At 61.5% G+C, this 24,882-nt stretch carries 21 protein-coding genes and 1 pseudogene; 14 read left to right on the top strand and 8 right to left on the bottom strand.

Annotated elements, in window-relative coordinates; genetic code table 11:
- The first annotated feature begins 268 nt into the window (after positions 1-268).
- The 4 genes from NKJ76_RS01460 to NKJ76_RS01445 are packed head-to-tail and all read left to right on the top strand — an operon-like array spanning position 269 to position 5,271.
- Positions 269-1,357 (top strand): coiled-coil domain-containing protein, encoded by a 1,089-nt coding sequence (locus NKJ76_RS01460; RefSeq protein ID WP_352536619.1) that lies wholly within the window; start codon positions 269-271, stop codon positions 1,355-1,357.
- Positions 1,358-1,384: 27 nt separating this feature from the next.
- Positions 1,385-2,530 (top strand): hypothetical protein, encoded by a 1,146-nt coding sequence (locus NKJ76_RS01455; protein WP_352536618.1) that lies wholly within the window; start codon positions 1,385-1,387, stop codon positions 2,528-2,530.
- A gap of 48 nt (positions 2,531-2,578) precedes the next feature.
- A complete protein-coding gene (locus tag NKJ76_RS01450) occupies positions 2,579-3,358 on the top strand; it encodes a Fic family protein (RefSeq protein ID WP_352459836.1) in 780 nt (259 codons plus the stop codon).
- 2 nt (positions 3,359-3,360) lie between these two features.
- Complete coding sequence (locus NKJ76_RS01445) at positions 3,361-5,271, top strand: ATP-binding protein (protein WP_352536617.1); 1,911 nt, start codon at positions 3,361-3,363, stop codon at positions 5,269-5,271.
- Positions 5,272-5,339: 68 nt separating this feature from the next.
- Here the strand turns inward: NKJ76_RS01445 and NKJ76_RS01440 are convergent, their stop codons facing one another.
- A complete protein-coding gene (locus NKJ76_RS01440) occupies positions 5,340-5,477 on the bottom strand; it encodes a hypothetical protein (RefSeq protein ID WP_352536616.1) in 138 nt (45 codons plus the stop codon).
- A 127-nt stretch (positions 5,478-5,604) separates the two neighbouring features.
- Here NKJ76_RS01440 and NKJ76_RS01435 point away from each other — a divergent pair, with 127 nt between their 5' ends.
- Entirely contained in the window at positions 5,605-6,909 is a 1,305-nt protein-coding gene (locus tag NKJ76_RS01435; RefSeq protein ID WP_352536615.1) for a DUF6638 family protein, read from the top strand.
- A gap of 16 nt (positions 6,910-6,925) precedes the next feature.
- On the top strand, positions 6,926-8,050 hold the full coding sequence (locus tag NKJ76_RS01430; RefSeq protein ID WP_352459834.1) for a DUF2333 family protein: 1,125 nt from the start codon (positions 6,926-6,928) through the stop codon (positions 8,048-8,050).
- 5 nt (positions 8,051-8,055) lie between these two features.
- Here NKJ76_RS01430 and NKJ76_RS01425 read toward each other — a convergent pair whose 3' ends face one another.
- On the bottom strand, positions 8,056-9,960 hold the full coding sequence (locus tag NKJ76_RS01425; RefSeq protein ID WP_352536614.1) for a lipase/acyltransferase domain-containing protein: 1,905 nt from the start codon (positions 9,958-9,960) through the stop codon (positions 8,056-8,058).
- 331 nt (positions 9,961-10,291) lie between these two features.
- Between NKJ76_RS01425 and NKJ76_RS01420 the strand changes: the two genes are divergently transcribed.
- A complete protein-coding gene (locus NKJ76_RS01420) occupies positions 10,292-11,971 on the top strand; it encodes a formate--tetrahydrofolate ligase (RefSeq protein WP_352536613.1) in 1,680 nt (559 codons plus the stop codon).
- Positions 11,972-12,045: 74 nt separating this feature from the next.
- On the opposite strand, the gene NKJ76_RS01415 is transcribed toward NKJ76_RS01420, so the two are convergent.
- Entirely contained in the window at positions 12,046-12,684 is a 639-nt protein-coding gene (locus NKJ76_RS01415; protein ID WP_023751265.1) for a cysteine hydrolase family protein, read from the bottom strand.
- A gap of 127 nt (positions 12,685-12,811) precedes the next feature.
- Between NKJ76_RS01415 and NKJ76_RS01410 the strand changes: the two genes are divergently transcribed.
- Positions 12,812-13,807 (top strand): GlxA family transcriptional regulator, encoded by a 996-nt coding sequence (locus NKJ76_RS01410; RefSeq protein WP_352536612.1) that lies wholly within the window; start codon positions 12,812-12,814, stop codon positions 13,805-13,807.
- A gap of 15 nt (positions 13,808-13,822) precedes the next feature.
- On the opposite strand, the pseudogene NKJ76_RS01405 reads toward NKJ76_RS01410, so the two are convergent.
- A pseudogene (locus tag NKJ76_RS01405) lies at positions 13,823-14,381 on the bottom strand (sugar O-acetyltransferase).
- A 154-nt stretch (positions 14,382-14,535) separates the two neighbouring features.
- Between NKJ76_RS01405 and NKJ76_RS01400 the strand changes: the two are divergent.
- From NKJ76_RS01400 to NKJ76_RS01385, 4 genes are all read left to right on the top strand, one after another.
- Positions 14,536-14,997: a DUF4126 domain-containing protein gene (locus NKJ76_RS01400; RefSeq protein ID WP_352536611.1), complete on the top strand. Its 462-nt coding sequence runs from the start codon at positions 14,536-14,538 to the stop codon at positions 14,995-14,997.
- The gene (locus NKJ76_RS01395) at positions 14,994-16,385 is read left to right on the top strand and encodes an FAD-containing oxidoreductase (RefSeq protein ID WP_352536610.1); all 1,392 of its coding nucleotides are present in this window, start codon (positions 14,994-14,996) and stop codon (positions 16,383-16,385) included. The genes NKJ76_RS01400 and NKJ76_RS01395 overlap by 4 nt, the downstream gene beginning before the upstream one ends.
- 115 nt (positions 16,386-16,500) lie before the next feature.
- Positions 16,501-17,679, top strand: a complete 1,179-nt coding sequence (locus tag NKJ76_RS01390; protein ID WP_352536609.1) for an MFS transporter — start codon at positions 16,501-16,503, stop codon at positions 17,677-17,679.
- Between the two features lie 91 nt (positions 17,680-17,770).
- Complete coding sequence (locus NKJ76_RS01385; RefSeq protein ID WP_023804790.1) at positions 17,771-18,826, top strand: succinylglutamate desuccinylase/aspartoacylase family protein; 1,056 nt, start codon at positions 17,771-17,773, stop codon at positions 18,824-18,826.
- A 1-nt stretch (position 18,827) separates the two neighbouring features.
- Here NKJ76_RS01385 and NKJ76_RS01380 read toward each other — a convergent pair whose 3' ends face one another.
- The gene (locus NKJ76_RS01380; RefSeq protein WP_352536608.1) at positions 18,828-19,598 is read right to left on the bottom strand and encodes an isocitrate lyase/PEP mutase family protein; all 771 of its coding nucleotides are present in this window, start codon (positions 19,596-19,598) and stop codon (positions 18,828-18,830) included.
- Positions 19,599-19,919: 321 nt separating this feature from the next.
- On the opposite strand from NKJ76_RS01380, the gene NKJ76_RS01375 reads away from it, so the two are divergent.
- Positions 19,920-22,109: an anthranilate synthase gene (locus tag NKJ76_RS01375; RefSeq protein WP_023669977.1), complete on the top strand. Its 2,190-nt coding sequence runs from the start codon at positions 19,920-19,922 to the stop codon at positions 22,107-22,109.
- 5 nt (positions 22,110-22,114) lie between these two features.
- Positions 22,115-23,062, top strand: coding sequence for a cation diffusion facilitator family transporter (locus NKJ76_RS01370; RefSeq protein ID WP_023669976.1), 948 nt, complete (start codon positions 22,115-22,117; stop codon positions 23,060-23,062).
- A gap of 6 nt (positions 23,063-23,068) precedes the next feature.
- Here the strand turns inward: NKJ76_RS01370 and NKJ76_RS01365 are convergent, their stop codons facing one another.
- The 3 genes from NKJ76_RS01365 to NKJ76_RS01355 all read right to left on the bottom strand — a co-directional run bounded on the left by NKJ76_RS01365 (position 23,069) and on the right by NKJ76_RS01355 (position 24,851).
- Positions 23,069-23,455 carry a type II toxin-antitoxin system VapC family toxin gene (locus tag NKJ76_RS01365; RefSeq protein ID WP_023669975.1) on the bottom strand — a complete coding sequence of 129 codons (387 nt, stop codon included), beginning with the start codon at positions 23,453-23,455 and terminating at the stop codon, positions 23,069-23,071.
- Positions 23,452-23,697, bottom strand: coding sequence for an antitoxin (locus tag NKJ76_RS01360; protein ID WP_023669974.1), 246 nt, complete (start codon positions 23,695-23,697; stop codon positions 23,452-23,454). The genes NKJ76_RS01365 and NKJ76_RS01360 overlap by 4 nt, the downstream gene beginning before the upstream one ends.
- Positions 23,698-23,762: 65 nt before the next feature.
- A complete protein-coding gene (locus tag NKJ76_RS01355; protein WP_023669973.1) occupies positions 23,763-24,851 on the bottom strand; it encodes a hypothetical protein in 1,089 nt (362 codons plus the stop codon).
- Positions 24,852-24,882: the final 31 nt, after the last annotated feature.

Genomic DNA, 24,882 nt, shown 5'->3' with positions numbered 1-24,882 from the left:
GCAACTCATTGAGCCTTCTGTCGAATTCAGCACACCCACACTGTCCGAGATCGACTTCTTCGCAGCCGTCAAAGTTCAATGACAATTGAACAATACTTGGCCGGCTGGTTAATCACGCCATGACCCCGCCTTCATTGCCTTTCAAGACGACCATGCATTTTTTTGTTTTCGGGGCGGGTCTTGTCTTGCGTCTTTCAATCCCCTGATACCCCACATATATTCGCCGCTGTTCGCAGCCAGCGACCGGAAGCCGAAGCGGGAGGCCCCTATGGCGACATTGCAGAATTTCGATGCCGAAATTGCCAAGACCAGGCAGGTCGTGCAGGACATGCGCTCCAAGATCGAGCAGTCCGGCACGGTGCTTGATACGCTGGCAACCGCCGACAAGAAGATCGGCGACGCCAATTTCGACATCGAGAATGCCCGCATCGAGGACGTGCTGAAGCAGCAGAAGGTGATGGAAGGCAACATTGCCGACCTGATCATCGGGCTGGAAGACGCCACCAACGTCTTCGGCACCGAATTCGAGAGCATGAAGAACTACACCGGCTGGGAAAGCTTCGTCGGCGTCTTCTCGGCGCAACGCAAGCAGCGCATGCGCACCGACCGCGTCCGCAACATGTCGCTGGCCGGCAATCTGCAGGAGCTTCTGGTCAAGTCCGACACCATCGTCGGCATCCTGAAAGCGCAGAAAGAGGTCCTCGACCAGCGCTACAGGACCTCGGAAAACAGCCTGTCGCAGGTGATCGAGCGCCGCAAGGTCACCATGACCAACCTCGAGGCGGTGCAGAAGCGCATCGAGGAGGTCAATCCGCTGCTGCTCGACATCGAAAACAAGATCGCCGCTTCTACCAGTCAGAAGGAGCGCACGCAGCTTGAGGGCGAGCGCTCGAAACTGGCGACCGAATACAATGAAAAGCAAGCCAAGGAGCAGGAGCTTCTGGCCGAGAGCCAGACGCTGGAACGCTACACCTCGATGTTCCAGACCTTCGTCGATTCGCTCAACAATCAGATCGCAGCGCAGTCGACGCTTATCAACAAGCTGACCATCGATACCGAGCAGCGCATCGTGCTCTACAAGGCGCTGGAAGATTCCTTGAAGACCGCCGCCCAGCAGGATGTCGCCCACAAGATCAACACGCTGGGCAGCCAGGTCGACAACACCGCCGAAGAGACCATGGCCGGCATTGGCGCCGCCTCGCAAAAGCACATCGGCGATCTTCTCGAAATGCACGAGAAGAACATGGTCGCCAGCTCCGACATCCAGCGCCGCAAGAAGCTCGCCGACGACGCCTTCGCCCGCCGTTTCGACGACGTGATGAAGAAGCACAATTCGGCCAACTACGTGCAGTCGTAAGGAGCGGCTGCACGCGGGCACACCGGCATGACACCCGAAAACGAAGCGGCGGCGCGCTATTTTTCCGCCATCACGGCGGCACTCAGCGGCCTTGAAGTGTTCATGCGCGACGACCGCTCGCCGCTTTACCGGCACGGCATCGTTGCCAAGATCGTCGCCGAATACATTGCCCGGCTGGACAAATCGTTTTCCTGCTGGCGCAACCGGCTCGGCTTCATGGACACGTTCCGCATTTCGCGCGCCGACAGCGGCTATCCCGTCTTCCAGAACCTGCTGGAACTGGAAAATGACCGCCGCCAGGCCGAGGCGCGGCTGGCCAACATTCCGCTGGCCGGCGAATTGCGCGAGGAAATGGCCTACTTCATCCTGCGCCACAAGGAATTCCCCGAAGCGCTGCAGAAGTCGATGGCCGAGCGGCTCTATCTCGAGGACGTCAAGAGCGAACAGACTTTTGGCCCGTTCTCGCTGGCGCAGACGGCCAAGGTCTCGGTCAATCCAAAGACCGGGCGCCCCTATTACCTCGTGCACTGGGCGAGCTTCGACGGCAGCGCCAACCTGCCGCTGGTCTACATGGTGACGGTGGAGGATTCGTCCGAAAGCATGATCCGGCAGCTCGTTGACAGCAACGGCAAGCTCAATGAACGGGTCGACATCCCGCTGCCGGTAGACGGTCTGCTCAACCCCGAACTCGCCCATCGCTTCGACGATTTCACCGAGAAGAATTCCGCCTACACGCTGTCGCCGGCAACGATTGCCGTCAATCTCGACAAAGATTTCGAGCCGCTGCACCCTAAGCAGCTGCGCCGCGTCGTGCTCGGCCCCTTTTATTCCGCAGGCATTACCGACAACAATTCGACGGTGACCGAAGTGCTGGCCAAGGTGCGCAAGCCGGAAAATGCCTGGCTGCTCACCTGGACCATCCAAGAGGTCTACTCCAAGGGCGAGAAGCCCGGCCGCAAGGGGCTGTTTTCGAGCGAGAAGACGACGCAGGAATTTTTTATCAACACCGACGATCTCGAAGCCGCGCGCCAGGGTGTGTCGAGCTACGAGAACCACGCCCTGATCCCGCACGAAGCCTATCAAGCACTCTACGCTGCCGGCGAAGCTCAAAAGATCTTTTCCGGCTACAAGGTTCACATCCTGTCAAATGGGCAGGTGATTTCAGATGTGTAAGAGTCTCGCTTGGGACGCCAATCGCCAAGCTGAGCCGAGGCGTGGCCGATGATGCCAGCGGTCTTCGCAAAGAAGAAACAGCTTGATGCTCTGAGGAAGACTGTCCGGGCCGGCGCGCTGGAAGGTCTGGAGCACAGCCAGCGCATCGACATCACCTACACGTCCAATGCGATCGAAGGCAACACGCTGACTGCCGGCGAAACAGCCCTGGTGCTCGAGAAGGGCATCACAATCAGCGGCAAGCCCCTTAAGGACCATCTGGAGGCAGTCGATCATGCGCGAGCACTGAATTGGGTGCTGGAAATCGCCTCGCAACGCGACATGCCGATAATCGAGGCCGATATCCGTAACCTCCACCACCTGGTTGTCGCGAATTCCAGGCCCGAGATTGCAGGCAGCTATGCCGATACCGCCCGCTATGTGAATACCGATGCCGGTGTTCACAATTTTCCGACGCCGACGGAAGTCCCGGCCCTCATGGAAGCTTTTTCCCATTGGCTGGGCGTGGCACGCAACACGCCGAAGACCGCCTTCGAAGCGCATAGACGGTTCGTCGGCATTCATCCTTTCAACGACGGGAATGGTCGTACGGCACGTCTGTTGATGAACCTCATTCTGGCGCGGGCCGGCTATCCGCCGGTAGCGATTCGTCCCGAGGATCGTCCGGCCTACATTGCCGCCCTTGAGATCGATCAACGCGGCGGCGGCCATGCCGCCTTTGACAAGTTGCTTTTCGACAGGCTGGACCAGACGTTGGATATGTATCTCGACGCCGCTCGCCAGGCGCGCGATTCGTCGGCCAGCAAAAGTATTCCTATGAGGAGCTGACCATGGACACGGGCCTGACCACCATCCCGGAAGCGGCTATCGAAAAGCACCGCGCAACCGCGCAAAGCTTCATCACCCGCGTCGTCGTATTGGAAGACCCCTCGCGCGAATCCGGCACAGCGCTGGCCGGCACCAACCGCCGCTTCGTCTCCACCGTCTCGGTCGGCTCGGTGCGGCGCACACGCGAGGTCGAGCTGGTCAAGACCGTCGCCGCAATCCATCCCGACGACCAGCTGATGAGCATCCCGCAGCACACGCTGTTGTTCCGCGCCCGCCGCGGCCTGGCGATTGCGCTCGCCATCTCCGACGTCTTCGCCGAGGGCTCCGACCTCGAAAGCCTCCAGGCCAAGAACACCCGCGCGCCTCTTGAGGGCGATGAGGCGGCGACCTTCAAGAAGCTTCTGTCAGCCTCGGCTTACGTTTCAGCCTTCAGCCTCGCCTCTTACCTGTTCCAGCTGATCGACAGCGACGGCGAGGCGCCCAACGATATCCCCGAACCGGACTTCCTGTTCGACACGCCGCAGGACGCGGTGAAGTCGATCGTCGCCGGGTTGGACAAGGCGATTGCAGGCTCCAAGGACGATGGCGACCTGACGACGCGCGCGCGAGCTTTTGCACGGGTCGCCATTGATGGGCTGCTGGCCCGCAAAGGCCGCTTCGACGGCATCGGTCCGTTCGAGAACGCCCATATCCGCATCGACGCCGACGATTTCACCCTCGACGGCTTCGACGTCGCGCCCGGCAAGCGTTCGAAACCGCTGGTGATGACCTTCAAGAAGCCCGAAGAGGTCGTCGGCAACCACATCGCCAAATACCAGTCGGTCAAGCTCGCCAAGATGCTGATGGCCTATGATTTCGAGCGCGAGCTGAACCCGTTCGTCGAGCTCGGCGGCTTCCTCTTCACCTTCATCGGCGATGGCGCGCCGGGCACAGGCAAGACGACGCTGATCCAGATGATCGCCGGCCTCGTCAACAATTATTGCCAGGTTGCCGGCTATCCCTTCGCCTATGAGAATTTCGGCGTCGACCAGATCTCGTCCTACCAGGGCAAATCCGGCCAGAATTGCCGCCAGTTCATCAACAATGTCTTGAACCCACGCGTCATCGGTTTCGGCACCGTCGACGACATCGACCAGGTGGCGGCCCGCCGCTCCGACGACCGCGCCTCGGCCGGCCAACAGGAAATCACCGGCGTCTTGATGGACGCCTTTGCCGGCACCGGCACGGTGGTGCGCGGCAATTGCTCGTTCGGCATGTTTTCCAACTATCCCGAAAATGTCGACGATGCGCTGCGCCAGCGCGCCAGCGCCCGCTGGCTGGTCGACGGCCCGCAGAGCCGCGACGACTATATCGACATCTTCGTGCTGCTTGCCGGCAAGAACCACAAGATCCCACTCGGCGACCACAAGCTCTACGCCGCGCAGGAGATCCAGCGCGCGGTGACCGAAGCCTATGAGGAGCACGAGAAGCCTCAGGAAGACGGGCTGATGAAGGTCTATGAGCGCTACATGAAGGAGAATGGCGCGCCGAAATCGATGGCCGACATCGGCACCTATCTGCACCTGATCAAGGATGCCGAGCCGCGCTTCACCGGCCGAGCCATCAAGAACGTCACCGACGCCATCAAGATGCGCGCCATGGACATCGAGCTGCCCGACGACTGGTTCGAGAAGCCGGAAGCCTTCATGCACAAGGGCTACGACGAGAAGAAAGCCATGATCGAGGAACTGCGTGGGCCGTTCTCGATGGACATGGTCATGCAGGAGATCAACCGCTACGCCGACTCGGAGTTCCGCTATTCCGACAAATCCGACGACGCCGCGGTGGAGAAGCTGCTGCGCGACGCACGCCTGCGCGAACGGGCGGGGCGCGAGATGGAGGAGATGAAGAAGAAGGGGCTGTGGAATGCGTGAGCTTCCTTCGCTGCCCGCGGGTGCTGAAAGGCTTGGCGCCAACGCTGACGCCCCCCTCTCCCCGTCCTTCACGGGGCGAGGGCAAGGGTGAGGGGCGGCGCATGCGTGGACCAGAGATCGCTACGACCATACTGGCAGCTATCGAACAGCGCCTCGATCGGCACATCCGGACCAATGATCTTCGATTTACTGCCGCCAAAGGCCATGGGGAGACATGTCCTTGAATGCTAGCGCTGCCCCTCACCCTTACCCTCTCCCCGTGAAGAACGAGGAGAGGGAGGCGTCAGCGTTGGCGCTTCGCCACAACAGGCAACGCCGCTCGGAACGTTCTGCATGAGCCACGCCAAAAAACCCGACCTCCTGCGCGACAATGAGCTGATTTACGGCCGTCTGCTGACGGTCGACGAGTCGCACCTCATCCAGCGTTACAACAAGGCGCTTGTCGCCTTCGGCCTCAAACCGACCAAGCTGAAGAGCTTCCAGATCGACCGCACCGGCTTCTCGCCCGAAGTGGCCGAGGAATGCGGCGACTACGGCTATCTCGATCCCAACGAGGTCAACCGCCGCTTCATCATCCTGACGCCGTCGCAGATCGATCTGCCGGTGGTGCACACCGCCTTTTCCAACACCTCGCAGCTTATGTTCGAGTTCATGTCCAAGAACCAGCGCGCCATCGATGCGCTGACCATCAAGGATGTCATCTACGGCGAGATCGAGGATTCCGTTCCCCTGGTCAACGACATCGAGGATCTGCTGTCGATCAGCCAGGTCGAGTTCAGGGTGCTTTCGGCCGAGGACGTGCTGGGCAAGGCCGCCGAACTCGGCAAGCTGGTCGACCGGCTGAAGCAGGAGCCCGATGCCTGGCGCGACAACACCATGCTGAGCCGTATGGTGGAGCTGGCGAAGGTCTGCGGCGATATCCGTGAGAATGCGCTGGTGCCCGACCAGGTGATCTTCCGCCACAACGCCTACTGGACCAGCCATTTCGGCGGCGTCTACGTCTTCGTCGATCCTGATATGACCACCGTCATCGGCGACCCGGCCGCCCCCGGCTTTCGCCGTTCGCGGCCCTGGCAGGTCAGCTATCTCTCGATCAACGATGCCGACAAGGTGTTCAAGTTCCTGGCCAGCACCGGCCGCATCGAACTGCCCCGCGCGTCATGGGTCGAAAGCTCGGGCTATCTCGAGCATCGCGCCGAGATGGTGGTGCGCTCTATCATCCGCGACACAGAGCCGAACCGCAATTTGACCGAGGTCGACAAGGTCTGGCTGCAGACCTGGATCCATGGCCATGCCGATCTGATCACCAAGGACGGCAATTTCCCCTTTCTCAACGCCGCCAAGCGTGAGATCGCCCAGCTCGGCCATCTCAAGATCGAGGATGTGTTTCCGCAACGGCGCTTCCTGGTTGTGCGTGGCAAGCCCGACCATCCCGACGCCTGGCTGACCAACCAGCTGATCTCGGATTTCGTGCCGCAGGACTTCGTCTCGCGTTACGTCTTCAACAAGCCGGGCTTCTACAAGGACTATGACGGCTACAGCGACGCCTGGCGGTCGCATGTTGTGGACGTTCTGAAAACCACATATTTGAAAGACAAAGTGGCGTTTCGCACGCGCCTTTACGGCCTGACTGACTGAGGGGTGAACGAGAGCCATGCTTGATCCGATCGTGAATTTCTTCACCCGCATCTTCCAATGGATAGGCCGCGGCATCGGCCTCGTCATCGGCGCGATCCTGTGGCCGTTCCTCTGGGCTGGGCGCTGGTATACGCAGCGCGGCTGGATCCTGAAGGCTGTGGTCGGCCTCGCGCTTCTGGTGTTGATCGGCCTCTACGCCAATTTCTTCTACGCCACCCAGTGGTGGAACAAGTTCGATCCCAACTACGTCGACAAATACACCTTCGAGAACCGCAACATTTCCGCCGGCGAACAGGTCGCCGCCGGCGCCGGCACCGACACCGCCAAGACCTGCGGCAATTCGGGCATCGCCCAGGTGGCGGCCGACCTGACGGACTTCAACGTCAACCAGAATGCCTGGATCTCGTCGATGATCCTCTACAAACTCGGCCTGTTCGGCATCGACTGGGACAACACGCCGTTCATGGACAACAAGGCCTCGTTCCAGCGCGGCATCAACCAGGCGGTGCGGCGCACCGCCACCGAGCTTGCCGACAATCTCGGGCGTGTTCGCACCACATCGCAGATCGACGGCGACCTGCAGGATGCGCGCGGCAATCTGCAGTTCGACGAGGAGACCTGGTATTTCGGCATCAACCCGTTCGGCCCCAAGACGCCGACGCCGAGCTATTATCGCGATGCCGTCACCAAGCTGCGCTCCTTCAACGCCCGCCTCGGCAGCTGCCAGGCGACGTTCGATGCCCGCGCCGACAATCTGAAGCAGTATATCGACCGCATCTCCTCCGACATCGGTTCCACCTCCGCGATCCTCAAGGAGCGCGCCGAAAACCACAACAATGGCTGGTTCGACTTCCGCGCCGATGACCGCTTCTGGTTCGCCTATGGCCAGCTCTATGCCTATTACGGCCTGATGAAAGGCGCCCAGGCCGACTTCGAGGACGTCATCAAGGAAAAGCATCTCGGCAATCTGTGGGACACGATGGATGCGCAATTCGTCTCGGCGCTGCGCATCCAGCCCTTCATCATCGCCAATGGCCGCGAGGATGGCTGGATCATGCCGACGCACCTGACGACGATGGGTTTCTACGTGCTTCGCGTGCGCTCCAACATGGTCGAGATCAGCAACGTCCTGACTCAGTAGATCAGCTACGTACGCGGAGCCATAGTCCGCATGCTCCCTGCGTCGAGGTATAGATCGACACCCACGCGTTTGGCGATCGCCGCCCTGTGCTCGCCAGCCTTCGCCCAGCCGGCGTTGGCAGCGTTATCAAGATCGTCAAATCCGCCGTAGTCTCCCAGATAAAGACGCGATTTTCCTAAGATGGAATTGAGCCGAGCTTGCAGTTGGTCATCAGTGAGCGTCTGGGATGCCGGGTCGGAAAGACCCTTCTGTGACAGAAACCATGAACGACCTGGATTGTTCATCTTGAAGTTCAGTTCTGCACTGTTGATCCAGGAAAAAGCCTTCGACTTGTCATTGAGCCCTACCGAATATGCCGCAACAGAGAAGCCAAGCGCGCGTTGTGCATCAGACAAAGAATTCGCACGCGAGTAACGATAGATATCGGTCGCATCGATACCGGAACGCTGAGCAGCAGCGGATAGTGACTTTGCCAATTCATCATAGCTGTCGTTGTCGATAAATGCCGCGTACTTTGATGATTCATCTAGGTATTTATCAAATTTTACTTTATCCATTTGAGTACTACCAATCTCATGGATCAAACCAAGAACGTTTGCAGCAGAAGACACCGAATTCTGTAAGTAACTCATAATTGAGATATCGTCATAGATATGATCGTGCGTTTTTTCCGAGGGTTGGTTCATCTCCGATGTACCGATACCATTCATCGCTGACCATTCCGGGACTGTGCCGTCACCCTGGCCAAGGGTCGTTTCAAACTCGACTTTTGATTGATTCAGAGTGGCCGACCCGGAAACTGCCGTGGTGTTCTCGAATGCGTTGTCTTTGCGAAGCTTTCCAACGACATAGCGATACTTAGCCCGGATGGCCTCACCGACATCTTCTGAGAGGCGACCGCAAACGACGCTAGAAGCAGATTCTATTTTTTTTGCAATGTATTCATACTCGGTTGCTTTCAATTTCTCCGGAAATCGGCGCGGGATAGCCATCTCTTTCCAAGTGTTCACCAAACTCAAATTCATGATCGATCGATCACCGGTGACACTGACCTTCTCTATGATTTTGTCCGTCTGGTACGCCTTGCAGTCCGATTTCATAATATTGGTGAACGGTATCAACTCATAAACACTGTCGAATGTAATAGCATCCTCTATCAGAGCGTCGCCGAACAGCATGCGAAAATACCGGTCTCTGGTCATGCTATTGTCGCCAGAGAACATGGAGGTAACAACCTCTGGCGCACCCAGGAACGGTGTGCCACCGAAGATAAAATAGCTGACCTGATTGGCATCGATTGGCATTTTGCTGCCATCATTGCATAACTTGTTCTTCGAAAACGATGTTTTTATCCAGGTATCTAGAACTATGCCGCCCATGCTATGGGCAATAAAAATGTATTTGCTATATTTCTTCTTGTAAAATTCGCCGCAAATAAAGTTATCGAAATCATTCGCGCTAGATGCATTCGAGAGGCGCCAATCGTAAGGAAAAGAGAGAACTGCTGCGTCAGTTGAAAAGCTGAGATTTTCTTTGAAATCGGAATACACATTGAGATCCGAGATACTGCCAGCGACCCGTCCGAAAAGCCTTTTCCAGACTCCGCTCATATCATTGATTTCGGCACGCTCGAGAAGTTCCGGCTTTGCAGTGGGGCAGTCTTCAATAGACAGGCCGTCTCCGCCATAGTGACCGTCACCCCAGATCACCGTATCTTTATATTCTCCGGCTGCGGTGCAGGTCAGTTTTGATCCGAAGATACCCGGCAGGAAAATGATTGCGATATTTTCTGAATAAGCTTGGTTGCGTTCCAATTTTTTCTTCTCAGTCGCCGCTAGCGAGACATCGGGCACGACGAGAAGGTAAACCAAGACAGCCGCAACAACAGTGAGAATTGTCCTAAAATACACGACGCCCTCCCCTCTAAATAGACCCGTATAAACACACTAGCACGCCAACGGCGTGCGCCGTCGCCTCTGTCGCATTCCGTGCATTGGGCGGCTGTTTTGAGACGGCGGAACGTCGCGTCCTCTGGCTTCTATACGGCGCGGCAACGGAGCCAGGAAGAACCGGCGACAGGTCGGCCGGCCGCAGAGACACTTTCTTCATAGGAAACATAGTTGCATGCAAGTTGACGCCGCGGGAGCGACAGGGTTAGAACATGCCCGCGCCCGGGTTCAACATGCCTGCGAGTGAGATCAAACCCGTCCCCTCCACCGTCCAATCCGAAGGAAAGCCGTCATGGCCGAAGTGAAGTCCGATATCGAGATCGCGCGCGGCGCCAAGAAAAAGCAGATCCAGGAGATCGGCCAGAAGATCGGCATCCCGACCGAGCACCTTTTGCCCTACGGCCACGACAAGGCGAAGATTTCGGCCGAATTCATCAAATCGGTGAAGGGCAACAAGGACGGCAAGCTGATCCTCGTCACCGCCATCAACCCGACGCCGGCCGGCGAAGGCAAGACGACCACCACCGTCGGCCTCGGTGATGGCCTCAACCGCATCGGCAAGAAGGCGATCGTCTGCATCCGCGAGGCTTCGCTCGGCCCGAATTTCGGGGTCAAGGGCGGTGCCGCCGGCGGCGGCTACGCGCAGGTCGTGCCGATGGAGGACATGAACCTCCACTTCACCGGCGACTTCCACGCCATCACCACGGCGCACAATCTTCTGTCGGCGCTGATCGACAACCACATCTACTGGGGCAATGAGCTCGGCATCGACACCCGCCGCGTCGCCTGGCGCCGCGTCATGGACATGAACGACCGGGCGCTGCGCGAAATCATCTGCTCGCTCGGCGGCGTCGCCAACGGTTATCCGCGCGAGGCAGGCTTCGACATCACCGTCGCCTCTGAAGTGATGGCTATCCTGTGCCTGTCCACCGACCTCAAGGATCTGGAAAAGCGCCTCGGCGACATCATCGTCGCCTACCGCCGCGACAAGACGCCGGTCTATGCCCGCGACCTCAAGGCCGACGGCGCCATGGCGGTGCTGCTGAAGGACGCCATGCAGCCAAACCTGGTGCAGACGCTGGAGAACAACCCTGCCTTCGTGCATGGCGGCCCGTTCGCCAACATCGCGCATGGCTGCAACTCGGTGGTCGCCACCACCACGGCGCTGAAGCTCGCCGACTACGTCGTCACCGAAGCCGGCTTCGGCGCCGACCTCGGAGCCGAAAAATTCTTCGACATCAAGTGCCGCAAGGCGGGTTTGAAGCCGGCGGCTGCCGTCATCGTCGCCACCGTGCGCGCCATGAAGATGAATGGCGGCGTCAAGAAGGAAGACCTCGGCAAGGAAAACATCGAGGCAGTCAAGAAGGGCTGCCTCAATCTGGGCCGCCACATCGAGAATGTGAAACAGTTCGGCGTGCCTGCGATCGTGGCGATCAATCATTTCACCACCGATACCGAGGTGGAAATCCAGGCGATGAAGGATTTCGTCGCCTCGCTCGGCGCCGAGGCGATCCTGTGCAAGCATTGGGCCAATGGCTCTGCCGGCATTGAGGAGTTGGCGCGCAAGGTCGTCGAGATCGCCGAATCCGGCGCCTCGCAGTTCGCGCCGCTCTATCCCGACGCAATGCCGCTGTTCGAGAAGATCAACACCATCGTCCAGCGCATCTATCGCGGCGACGAGGCGATCGCCGACAAGTCGGTGCGCGACCAGCTGCATGCCTGGGAGCAGGCCGGCTACGGGCACCTGCCGGTCTGCATGGCCAAGACCCAATATTCCTTCTCGACCGACCCGAACCTGCGCGGCGCGCCGACCGGGCACACCGTGCCGGTGCGCGAGGTCAGGCTTTCGGCGGGCGCCGGCTTCGTCGTCGTCATCTGCGGCGAGGTCATGACCATGCCCGGCCTGCCCAAGGCGCCGTCCTCGGAAAAAATCTTCCTCAACGAGGCCGGCCAGATCGAAGGCCTGTTTTGAAAATTTCGAGATCGTTGCAAGATCCAAGAAGGGCGGCCACTGGCCGCCCTTTTGCTTTTCGGGGACAGATTTGCCTATGCAGCGTTGCGCGCCAGCGCGCGCTGGTTTGACGCATAGGGCGTGTCGCGTTCGGGCAAAGCACCGGTCTTCAGGCAATCGATCCATTCGGCGGTCTTGAGCACGGCCGCAAAGCGCGACTGCAGGATGATGGACACCACGCGGTGGATCTCCTCGGCCGAGGCGTAGCCGGCGCTGTTGGCGTAAGGCAGCGAACCGGTGGCGTCGGACAGGAACTCGACCGCAAAGCCGACATGCGCGGCGTGGATGATGGTCGACAGGTCGCAATTATGCGTCATGTAGCCGATCACCGTTATCGTATCGATAGTATTGGCGCGCAGCCACGCCTCGAGGTCGGTGCCGGCAAAGGCGCTAGGCAGTGACTTCTCGACATAGTGGTCGCGGCTTCGCCGGGCGATCTCGGGATGCAGTTCGCCGCCATGGCTGCCCTTGGCGAAGACTGGCGAGGTCTCGGGCGCCATCTGCTTGACGACCACCACCTTCACGCCGGCCGCAGCGGCGGCATCCATAGCGCGCGCGACATTGACGACGCTGTCGCGGAACGGCGGACACTGGATGGCGAGGTTGCCGCCATCATAATCATTCTGGACATCAATGACGATGAGTGCGCGGCGCGGCGTGATATTGGCGGACATGGTGTTCTCCTTCGGGCTTGAATGGGACAGGTCGAAAATAGGCGAATCCCCCGACTGCCAAAAGTGGCCCGATTGACATCATTCGAAAGAATTGGGACAATCCGCTTTTCGCTTGCTGGAAACACGCATGGTCGACCCGATCATTGCCGTTCTCGCCTTTGACGGCATCAGCCCGTTCCACCTCTCCGTGCCGTGCGTGGTGTTCGGCACCGACCGCACCAAGCTTGGCCTGCCGCGTTTCGACTTTCGCGTCTGCGCGCTCGACGATGGAGCGATCCACACCGATGCCGGGCTGACCATCGCGGTGCCGTATGGCCTTTCCGCATTCGACGATGCCGACATTGTCATCATTCCGAGCTGGAAGGATCTCGAGGCCCCACTTCCGCCGCCGCTCCTGGCAGCGCTCACCCACGCGCACCGGCGCGGTGCGGTGATCGTCGGCCTCTGTCTCGGCACCTTCGCCATTGCCGCCGCCGGGCTGCTTGCGGGCCGGCGGGCGACGACACACTGGGCCTCCACCGACCGGTTGCAGGCATTGTACCCGGACATCGAAGTCGACGCCGACGTGCTCTATGTCGACGACGGCGACATCGTCACCTCGGCCGGCGTCGCCGCCGGGCTCGACTGCTGCCTGCACATTGTGCGCGCGCGCTATGGCGCAGAGGTAGCGCTGCGGCTGGCAAGGCACATCGTGCTGTCGCCGCACCGGCAGGGTGGGCAAGCGCAGTTCATCGAGCGCCCGCTGGCGAAAACCCCGGCCACCGACCGCTTCACCCTGGCGCTCGACACGGTGCGGGCAACGCTCGGACAAACGCACAACCTCGACCGCGTCGCGGAGGCCGCGGGCCTGACCCGGCGCACTTTCACCCGCCGTTTCCAGAAATCGATCGGCACCAGCTTTGGCGAATGGTTGGCCGGCCAACGCATCGAACTGGCGCAACAGCTGCTGGAGGCGACGGAAAAATCGATGGACATGGTGGCCTTCGAAGCCGGCTTCGGCAGCGCCACCTCGCTGCGCCAGCATTTCGCCGCACGGCTCAAGACGTCACCGGCCCAATACCGGCGTGAATTCTCGCGGCGAGCCGGTCCGGACGAGCGCATGGCACGCACGGCTTCATACTGACCGCCCACGACGAGTTCAGCCCCGCTTGACCGCCCGCGCCGGATTGCCGACCACTGTGGTGTTGTCAGGCACGTCGCGCGTCACCACCGCGCCGGCGCCGACTATGGCGATCATCGCCGATGCTGATGCCGCCGAGGATGATGGCGCTGCCGCCGATCCAGGCGTCATTGCCAATGGTGACCGGCCGGGCAATCTCCAGTCCCGCCTGACGGCCCGCGGCCTCCTTGTGGTGCTCGGCGCAGTAGATCTGCACATTGGGGCCGAGAAGCGTCCGCCTGCCGATACGCACCGGCGCGGTGTCGAGGATGGTGCAGCCGGCATTGAGGAAGGCGCCGTCGCCGAGATGGATGTTGAAACCGTAGGCGCAGTGGAACGGCGCCTCGATGCGGCCGCCCTCGCCCGCGCTGCCGAGCAGCGCCAACAGCGTCGGGCCGATATTGCCGCGTTGCTGGGGCGGCAGCGCATTGTGCTCGAACACCGCATCTCGCGCGATCACGCGGAGCGCCTCCAGTTCGTCGTCGATGCAGGTGTACCATTCGCCTGCAATCATCCTTGTGCGTTCGCTTCCGGCCATCACAGCGACTCCGTCCCTTCGTCGTGTTCGACTGTTTACCAAAGTACAATGCTCACTGATGGAAGAAGCACCATCGCCTACTCTCGTCAAACGCAGGACCTATGCTAGCTTGCCCTCGTGGGCCAGTCCCGGGCCTGCTTTCGAGGGGATCTACATGCTCTATTTGCTTGCACTTCTGATCGGCGTCATTGCCGGTCTTCGCGCCATGACCGCGCCGGCCGCGATCGCCTGGGGCGCGTATCTCGGCTGGCTGCCGGTGGCCGGCACCTGGGCAAGTTTCATGGGCCATTGGGCCGCCGTCGGTATCTTCACCATCCTCGCCATCGTCGAACTGGTCACCGACCAGCTGCCCTCGACGCCGAGCCGCAAGGTGCCGCAGCAATTCGGCGCCCGCATCCTGCTTGGCGCCTTCAGCGGCGCGGTGATCGGCGCCACCGCCGGTTCCACCATTGGCGGCCTGATTGCCGGCGCCATCGGCGCCGTCATCGGCACCTATGGCGGCGCCGAAGCGCGCGGCCGGTTGGCCGCCGCCTTCGGCAGGGATTTGCCTGCCGCCCTCATCGAGGACGCGGTGGCGATCATCGGCGGCCTGCTGATCGTGGCGGCGGTGGTATGACTGCCCAAGCCTCAGACGCCAAGACATACGACGCCATCATCATCGGCGCCGGACAGGCCGGCCCTCCTCTCGCCGGCCGGCTGACGTCAGCCGGCATGAGCGTTGCGTTGATCGAGCGCAAGCTGGTCGGCGGCACCTGCGTCAACACCGGCTGCATGCCGACCAAGACCATGGTCGCCAGCGCCTATGCCGCGCATCTGGCGCGGCGTGCCGCGGACTACGGCGTGACGTTCTCAGGCCCTGTCGGCGTGGACTACAAGAGGATCAAGGCGCGCAAGGACAAGGTCACAAACGACTCCCGCAGCAATCTGGAGACGTGGATCGCCGGCATGAAGGGCTGCACGCTTTATCGCGGCCATGCCCGCTTCGAATCCGCCAACACCGTGCGTGTCGGCGGCGACCTTCTGACCGCCGAAAAGATCTTCCTCAACACCGGCGGCCGCGCCTCGGTGCCCGACCTGCCCGGCGTCAACGACGTCGACTACCTCACCAACTCCTCGATGATGGACCTCGACGTTTTGCCTCGCCATCTCATCGTCGTCGGCGGCAGCTACATCTCTCTTGAATTCGCGCAGATGTTTCGCCGCTTCGGCTCTGAAGTCACCGTCATCGAGAAGAGTTCGCGCCTGACCGGCCGCGAGGACGAGGACGTGTCGGCGGCCATCCTGTCGATCTTCCAAAACGAAGCCATAGAAGTCCATGTCGGCGCCGACGACATCCGCTTTGCCAAACAGGGCAAGGACATCGCCGTGACCTTCTCATCCGGCAAGCCGCCGGCAGTCGGCTCGCATGTGCTTCTGGCACTCGGCCGCACCCCCAACACCGACGATCTCGGTCTCGACAAGGCTGGCATCGCGGTCGATCTGCGCGGCTTCGTCACCGTCGACGACCAGTTGCGCACCAGCGTGCCCGGCATCTGGGCGATGGGCGACTGCAACGGCAAGGGCGCCTTCACCCACACCTCCTACAACGACTATGAGATCGTCGCCGCCAATCTGCTCGACGACGATCCGCGCAAGGTCAGCGACCGCATCGAGGCCTATGCGCTCTACATCGATCCGCCGCTCGGCCGCTGCGGCATGACCGAGGCGGCGGTGAAGAAATCCGGGCGCAAGGCGCTGGTCGGCCAGCGGCCAATGACCCGCGTCGGCCGCGCCATCGAAAAGGGCGAGACGCAAGGTTTCATGAAGATCCTGGTCGATGCCGACACCAGGCAAATCCTCGGCTGCTCCGTGCTCGGCGCCGGCGGCGACGAGGCAGTGCACTGCGTGCTCGACCTGATGTACGCCAAGGCGTCGGTCGATACGCTGGCGCGCGCCGTACATATCCACCCCAACGTCTCGGAGCTGTTGCCAACCATCGCCCAGGAGCTGAAGCCGCTCGCCTGACATAGCCCCGCGTCAAGCTCAGCGCTTTCTGCATTGGTGCGTTGCAGCAATGTGCATTGCGCGCGGCAAGGCTTCTCGTTCAGTCTGAATTGAACCGATTCAGTCTGGATTTTCCATGCCTTTGCCGATCCTTGCGCTTGCCATTGCGTCCTTCTGCATCGGCACTACCGAATTCGTCATCATGGGCCTGTTGCCGGAGGTTGCGGCCGATCTCGGCGTGTCGATCCCCTCGGCCGGCCTGCTGGTCACCGGCTATGCGCTGGGCGTCGTCTTCGGCGCACCCATCGTCGCCATGGCCACCGCGCATTTGCCGCGCAAGCCGGTCCTGGTCGCGCTGACGGCGATGTTCGTCGTCGGCAATCTGCTCTGCGCCATTGCGCCCAATTACTGGCTTCTGATGGCCGCGCGCGTCTTCACCGCGTTTGGTCATGGCGCCTTTTTCGGCATTGGTTCCGTCGTTGCCGCCAGCCTGGTGCCGCGCAACAAGCGCGCCAGCGCCATGGCGATGATGTTCGCGGGATTGACGCTCTCCAACATTCTCGGCGTTCCTGCCGGCACCGCGCTTGGCGAAGCCTTCGGCTGGCGCTCCACCTTCTTTGCCGTCGTCGGCATCGGCCTGATCTCTGTTGCCGCCATCGCCTGGCTGGTGCCATCCAATGTCGTCGAACCGAGCGGCGGCGGCCTGCGCAGCGAACTGCGCGTGCTGGGCAAGCTGCAGGTCTGGCTCGCCATGCTGATCGCCTCGCTGGCCTCGGCCAGCCTGTTTGCCGTCTTCACCTACATCAAGCCCTACCTTACCGATGTCTCCGGCCTGTCGACCTCCGCGGTCACCTGGGTCCTGCTGCTGTTCGGCGCCGGCATGACCATAGGCAACATCATCGGCGGCCGGCTGGCCGACTGGAAATTGATGCCGACGGTCATCGGCACGCTGCTTTTGATGGCAGTTCTGTTTGTCGGCTTCATGCAGTACGGCGCGATCGCCAGCGTCGCCATCGGCATCGTCTTCTTGTGGGGACTGCTGATCTTCGTCGTCGTGCCGCCGCTGCAGATCCGCGTCGTCGAAGCGGCTTCGGAAGGGCCGAACCTCGCCGCCACGCTCAACCAGGGCGCATTCAATATCGGCAATGCCAGCGGCGCCTGGATCGGCGGCGTGGCTCTGTCGGCCGGCGTTTCCTATGCTCATTTGCCGCTGGTCGGCGCGGTGCTGGCCCTGCTGGCGGTCAGCGTAGCCGTTGTCTCGCAGGCGCTCGAAGGATCGGCGCCGATAACGACGGTTCCGGCCGCCGCCGAATAATTCCATTGCGCCCATGGCGGCGCGAACTGGACCAATCGACAGCCCTTCGGCAAAAGTGCATGTGTTCTGCCTCTTATCCTGGAGGCATCCCATGCAGAAATCGATCGAACGCATCGCCGGCGATACCGAAGGCGTTTCCTACGAATTCCCGGTGTTCCGCTTCGCCGGCGCCGACAAGGCAGCACCTTCGGCCTATCTCCAGGCAGCACTCCACGCCGGTGAACTGCCTGGTGTCGTCGCCATCGACGCGCTGATGCCGGCGCTGAACAAGGCCGAAGCCGAAGGCCGCATCAAGGGCAGCATCACGGTCGTGCCCTGGGCCAATCCGATCGGCCGCGCCCAATATCATTTCGGCGAGCACCAGGGCCGCTTTCATCTCGGCACCCGCAACAATTTCAACCGCGGCTTTCCGTTGCTCGCAGCACCGGACGCCAAGCTTTTGCCCGACACCACGCTTGGCACCCCCGACCAGCGATTGAAGACCCGTCTGGTGCAGCTGTCGCTCGGCCACGACATCGTGCTCGACCTGCATTGCGACGACGAGGGCCTTGCCTATCTCTACGTCCACGCCAGCCTGTGGCCGGCGATGGCCGATTGCGCCGCCGCCATGGGTATCGACGCCGTGGTGTTGTGGAGCGAGGACACCGACGGCACCTTCGAGGGCGCCACGATCATGCCCTACCAGAACGTCCCCGCCAACGTGGCGAAGCTCGACCGCCGCGTTGCCACCACGGTAGAATACCGTGGCATGCTGGATGTCGACGGCGCGCTGGCAAGTTCCGATGCCGAAGGCCTCTACCGGCTGCTGGCGGCGCGCGGCGTCATCGCCGATACCGCCCTTCCCGCACCCGGCGCGTTCAAGGGCCTCGTCGCGCCGCTGGAGAACATCGACATGATGCCGGCGCCCCGGGCCGGCGCCATCCTCTACGACGTCAAGCCCGGCGACCGCGTCGCCGAGGGCGCGCGCCTCGCCACCATCGTCCACACACCGGGCGAGGCCGGCGGCCGCACCGAAGTGCTGGCGCCGCAGGACGGCGTCATCCTGACCCGCCGCTCACGCCGCATCATCCGCGCCGGCGAGGATCTCTTGAAGCTGGTCGGCAACAAGAAGAGCGCCGACGCGAGGTCAGGCACGCTGGAGGACTGAGCTAACCCGAAATCGCCAGCCGCGCCTTGGCCTCCAGCCATTCGGCCATTTGCCGGTACGGCACCGGGCCGTGGCTGACACGGGCGACACCAAGCTCGGCCAGGCGCTGGCGCGGCGGCACATGCGCCAGCGCGATGATGTTGACCGGCAGCACGGTGGCCTTGCACAGCGCCTCGATCAGAGCCTCGTCGCCGAGCCCCGGCGCAAAGAAGCCGCTCGCTCCTGCCTTTTCATAAGCGTGCGCCCGCTCGATGGCCTGGTCGAGCAGCACGCTGTCATGCACATCCGGCTTGGCCTTGAGGAAAATGTCGGTACGGGCGTTGATGTAGGCGGGAATGCCGGAAGCCTTCACCGCCGCCGCTGCCGCCTCGATCCGCTTCACCTGTATGGCGATGTCGTGCAGGCCGGCGCCGCCGACGATCTGGTCCTCGAAATTGAAACCGATGGCGCCGGCCTGCAGGGCACGTGTCACCGTCTGGGCGACAGTCTCCGGCTCGACGCCGTAGCCGCCTTCGAGGTCCATGGTCACCGGCAGGTCGACTGCCGCGACGATGCGCCTGATGTTGTCCAGCGCCAGCTCCAGCGGGATTTTCTCGCCATCGGCATAACCAAAAGCAGCCGCGACCGGCCAGCTGCCGGTGGCGATCGCCTTGGCGCCCGCCCTCTCGACGATCTTGGCCGAGCCCGGATCCCAGGTATTGTAGAGAACGATCGGGTTGCCCCTGACGTGGAGCGCATGGAACCTGCGTGCGCGCTCGATCTGCTCGGTCATTGCTGTCTTCCCGTCTTTCCGATGTTGGACGAACAGTCTAGGCAGGACCCCAAGCCTTGGCGATGTGCCATGGGCTGCGGAAGCGGCGGCCACAAACAGGCCTTTCAAACCTGTTGCGCATCCGGCTTTTCGCCGCTATGGATTTCGCCCATGAACATGCGCTCGATCAAGACCATTTGGTGGTGGGCTCGCTGACAGCGGCCTGTTCGAACGCGTGCGCGTGAAAATAGAGGGTGGCCGCAACGGAATGTCCGGGCGGCCATTTGTTTTTTCAAAGCCATTCCCGGGTCCGTTGCCCCAACAAGCCATATGGAGACGGCAATGACGATGAAGGCTCTGGAAAACGGCGCGGAAAGCTTCGTGACCGCAGGTGGTGTCACCATCACCCGCGAACGCCACGACAAGCCTTACGCCGGTGCGATCGATGCCTATGTCGATGGCTTGAACTCGCGCCGTGGTGCGGTGTTTTCCTCGAATTACGAATATCCGGGCCGCTACACACGCTGGGATACGGCCATCATCGATCCGCCGCTGGTGATTTCCGCGCGTGGCCGCGCCATGCGCATCGAGGCGCTGAATGGCCGTGGCGAAGTGCTGCTGCCGGTGATCGGCAAGACGCTGGCCGGCGTTGCCGAGGTGACGATTGCTGAAACCTCGAAAAAGCTGATCCGCCTCGATGTCGCCAAGCCCGGCCGCGTCTTCACAGAGGAAGAGCGCAGCCGCGTCCCCTCTGTGTTTACTGTGCTGCGCGCCATCACCGCTCTGTTCAAGACCGATGAAGACGCCAATCTCGGCCTTTACGGCGCCTTCGGTTACGACCTCGCCTTCCAGTTCGATCCAGTCGACTACAAGCTTGAGCGCAAACAGAGCCAGCGCGATCTCGTGCTCTTCCTGCCTGACGAGATCCTGGTCGTCGACCATTATTCGACCAAGGCCTGGACCGACCGCTACGACTATTCCGGCGACGGTTTTTCAACCGAGGGGCTGCCGCGCGACGAAATTGCCGAACCGTTCAAGACCGCCGACCGCATCCCGCCGCGCGGCGACCATGAGCCGGGCGAATATGCCAATCTGGTGCGCAAGGCGATGGACAGTTTCAAGCGCGGCGACCTGTTCGAGGTCGTGCCCGGGCAGATGTTCTACGAACGCTGCGAGACGCAGCCTTCCGAAATCTCGCGCAAGCTGAAGTCGATCAACCCGTCGCCCTATTCCTTCTTCATCAATCTCGGCGAAAACGAGTATCTGATCGGCGCCTCGCCCGAAATGTTCGTGCGCGTCAATGGCCGCCGCGTCGAGACCTGCCCGATATCCGGCACCATCAAGCGCGGCGACGACGCCATTTCCGATAGCGAGCAGATCCTGAAGCTGCTCAACTCCAAGAAGGATGAATCCGAGCTGACAATGTGCTCGGACGTCGACCGCAACGACAAGTCCAGGGTCTGCGATCCGGGCTCGGTGCGCGTCATCGGCCGCCGCCAGATCGAAATGTATTCGCGCCTGATCCACACCGTCGATCACATCGAAGGGCGCCTGCGCGAAGGCATGGATGCCTTCGACGCCTTCCTGTCGCATGCCTGGGCGGTCACCGTCACCGGCGCGCCGAAACTGTGGGCGATGCGCTTCATCGAGCAGAACGAAAAGAGCCCGCGTGCCTGGTATGGCGGCGCCATCGGCATGGTCAATTTCAACGGCGACATGAACACCGGCCTGACGCTCCGCACCATCCGCATCAAGGACGGCATTGCCGAGGTGCGAGCCGGCGCCACATTGCTCTTCGACAGCATCCCCGAGGAAGAAGAAGCCGAAACCGAACTGAAGGCATCCGCCATGCTCTCCGCCATTCGCGACGCCAAATTGGGCAATGCCGCAGGCGCCGAACGCACCACCGCGCGCGTCGGCGACGGCGTCAACATCCTGCTCGTCGACCACGAGGACTCCTTTGTCCACACACTGGCCAACTATTTCCGCCAGACCGGTGCCAATGTCTCGACCGTGCGTTCGCCGGTGCCGGAAGAAGTCTTCGAACGGCTGAAGCCCGATCTCGTCGTGCTGTCGCCCGGACCGGGCACGCCGAAGGATTTCGACTGCGCCGCGACCATCAAGAACGCCCGCGCCCGCGACCTGCCGATCTTCGGTGTCTGCCTTGGCCTGCAGGCGCTGGCGGAGGCCTATGGCGGCGAACTCAGGCAGTTGCACGTGCCGATGCACGGCAAGCCGTCGCGCATCCGCGTCTCCAAGCCTGGAATCATCTTCTCCGGCCTGCCCAAGGAAGTGACCGTCGGCCGCTACCACTCGATCTTCGCCGATCCGGTGCGGCTGCCCGACGATTTCATCGTCACCGCCGAGACCGAGGATGGCATCATCATGGCCTTCGAACACCGCAAGGAGCCGATCGCCGCCGTCCAGTTCCATCCGGAATCGATCATGACGCTCGGCCACAATGCCGGCATGCGCATCATCGAAAACATCGTTGCGCATCTGCCGCGCAAGGCCAAGGAAAAGGCCGCTTAGAAACGATGGCGGCAACGGACAACACGGCGGCGATCGCAGCGAAGGCAGCGGCCAGGCAAAGGATCGCCAGCCTTGCCTTCTGGTCGATTGTCATCGCCTGCGTGGTGCTCGCGCTCAAGGTTGCCGCATGGTACGTCACCGGCTCCGTTGCGCTCTATTCGGATGCGCTGGAGTCGATCGTCAACGTCATAGCCTCGGCCGCCGCCTATTGGGCGGTCCTGGTCAGCTACAAGCCGGCCGACCAGGACCATCCGTTCGGCCACCACAAGGCCGAGTATTTTTCGGCGGTGCTGGAAGGCGTGCTGATCGTGCTCGCCGCGCTTTTGATCCTCAACGAGGTCTGGCGCTCCTGGCAGACGCCGACCCCGCTCGAACAACCCTGGGAGGGCTTGGCGATCAACGGCGTCGCCACCGTCATCAACGCCTTCTGGGCCTGGACGCTGATCCGCGCCGGGCGCAGCGCAAAATCACCGGCGCTGGTCGCCGACGGCCGGCACATCATGACCGACGTCGTGACCTCGGTCGGCGTCTTCGGCGGCCTCGTCGGCGCTATCCTGACCGGTTGGCAGATCCTTGATCCGGCGCTTGCCGTCATCGTCGCGCTCAACATCCTGTGGCAGGGCTGGCACGTCATCGGCTCGTCGATGAACGGGCTGATGGACCGCGCAGTGGACACGACCGAACACATGCACATTCGCGACATCATCTCGGCCAATTGCAAGGGCGCGCTGGAGGTTCATGACCTCAAGACCCGCATCGCCGGCCGCGCCACCTTCATCGAGTTCCACCTGGTCGTCGACGCCGACATGACGGTCGGCGCCAGCCACGTCATTTGCGACCGCATCGAGGACGCGCTGAAGGCCGAAATCCCCTCGGTGCGCGTCACCATCCATGTCGAACCGGACGACGAGGCGAAGCTGCCGAAAGGCACGACGGCGGTGCCGTTCGCGTGAGGCGAGTTACCACGTTTCGATAGTGAGATCTTTGATCCGCTCGAATTCGCGGATATTGCGGGTTATCAGCGCGAGGTCCCGAGCACGTGCCTGCCCGCCAATCAGCGCATCGTAGGGACCAATCGGGGTTCCCAGTGCCGCAAGCCCAGCACGAATCTCACCGGCATGTCTCGCGTCGTCTCGGTCGAATTCAAGTACCGGGAACTGCAAAGCTTCGATGCGCGCCAGATTTTGGACCTTTCGCTGGCTCTTTTCAGCGCCGTAGTACAGCTCATGCAAAACGACCGCCGAGAGAGCAAAGTCTTGTGGTGCATGCCGTTTAAGCAAAGCCAGCAGACCCTCGTCGCCCGAGATGATCGCTATGACGGCATTGGTGTCGAGCAGGTAGGTCACTTAAAGAGGTCATCCAAAGCAGGTCGATCCTGACCATCCTGACGCTCCAGCGCTCCCTGGACGAAATCGTCGTCAACCGGTGCGATGACCTGGTCGAGCCATGCCCAATCCTGCGCAAGCGGCTCCAAGATGACAGTTCGCCCATGACGACGGATCGAAACCTCGTCTGCCTCGAACCGAAACTCCTTAGGCAAGCGCACAGCTTGTGACCGGCCTGACCAGAACACCTTTGCCTTGTCCATGTGCTATCCTCAAATGAGATATAGCAAAGATATATACCATGGTAGCGTCATAGACAAGATCGAACTCAACGAGTGCAGGCCGACTGCGGCATAGCCTCCAACCGGTAGACCTTGTCATCGGACTTGGTCTTGCCATCCGCCGAGCACAGATCGACAATCGCCAGGCTGCTATTGGGGTTGGCCAGCATCAGGGTGCCGTTGGCGCCGCGCTTGAGGAAGATTTCCTTTTGCGCGATATCGCAGGAAAAGTTGCTCATCTTCGAACTGGCCGCGCAGCGCCATTGATCCGCTTCACCCTGGCAGGAATAGGTCTGCGTGACCTTCGTCCCGTTCTTCCTGGTGGTCACCGAAACGGCGACATCGGAGCCGTCGGGCCAGTTGGCGACATCGCCTGAGGCAAAGGAGGCGAGTTCGACCGGCCCGCGGAAGACCCGGATCGACTGCGTCATCTGGTCGGGATGCGAGGAGAGATGCGCGGCATCGTAATTGCGTCCGAAGCAGAAAGGCTGGTCCGGCTTCAGCCGCTCGCGCAACGGCGCACCCAGCGCCGGATCGATCGGATCGATCTTGGCGAATTCAGCCTGGCAGGTTGCGGCCGGCATCGGCTCGAGGCGGAAATTATCGTCCGCCGAGCCCAGAGCCTGCCGGTCATATTCGGCTTCGCCCAGTTCGTCTTCCGATCCGGCGTCGAGATAGAGATCGGACGAGACGTCGGTGAGGATCAGGCGGCCTTTGTCATCGAGCTTCAGCGACGCCATGGTGCGGTCGCAGTCCATGCCGCAGCGGATCGGACCTGACTTGCCGTCCTCGGACTCGTGATTGCACCAGCCGCCGGCCCATTGCGGCGCCTTGGCGCCGCGCACCGTGGTGGTGAGAAAACCGTTGTAGGAGGTGTCGGCGTTTGCCATCGGCTCTTCGTTCGGATGGCTCACCGGATCATGGCCATAGAGGAAGAAGATCCGCGCCACCTTCTGCTTTGGATGCGCCTTGAGGTGCGCCGCATCATAGACGCGGCCGAAACACGCATCAGCGCCATTCGGGCTGAGTTCGGGTAATTTAAGCGCATCGCCGGCAAGGGCCGAACTTGCAAGCGCGCCGAGCAGCACGCAGCCAAATCCAGCGCTGGCAACAACCTTCCACTTCCTGAACGCCATGTGACCCCTCCTCGCATCGACAGGACGTAAC

The sequence above is a fragment of the Mesorhizobium sp. M0029 genome, from assembly GCF_040323735.1.
Taxonomy (GTDB): domain Bacteria; phylum Pseudomonadota; class Alphaproteobacteria; order Rhizobiales; family Rhizobiaceae; genus Mesorhizobium.
This window is presented reverse-complemented; position numbering and strand designations above follow the sequence as displayed.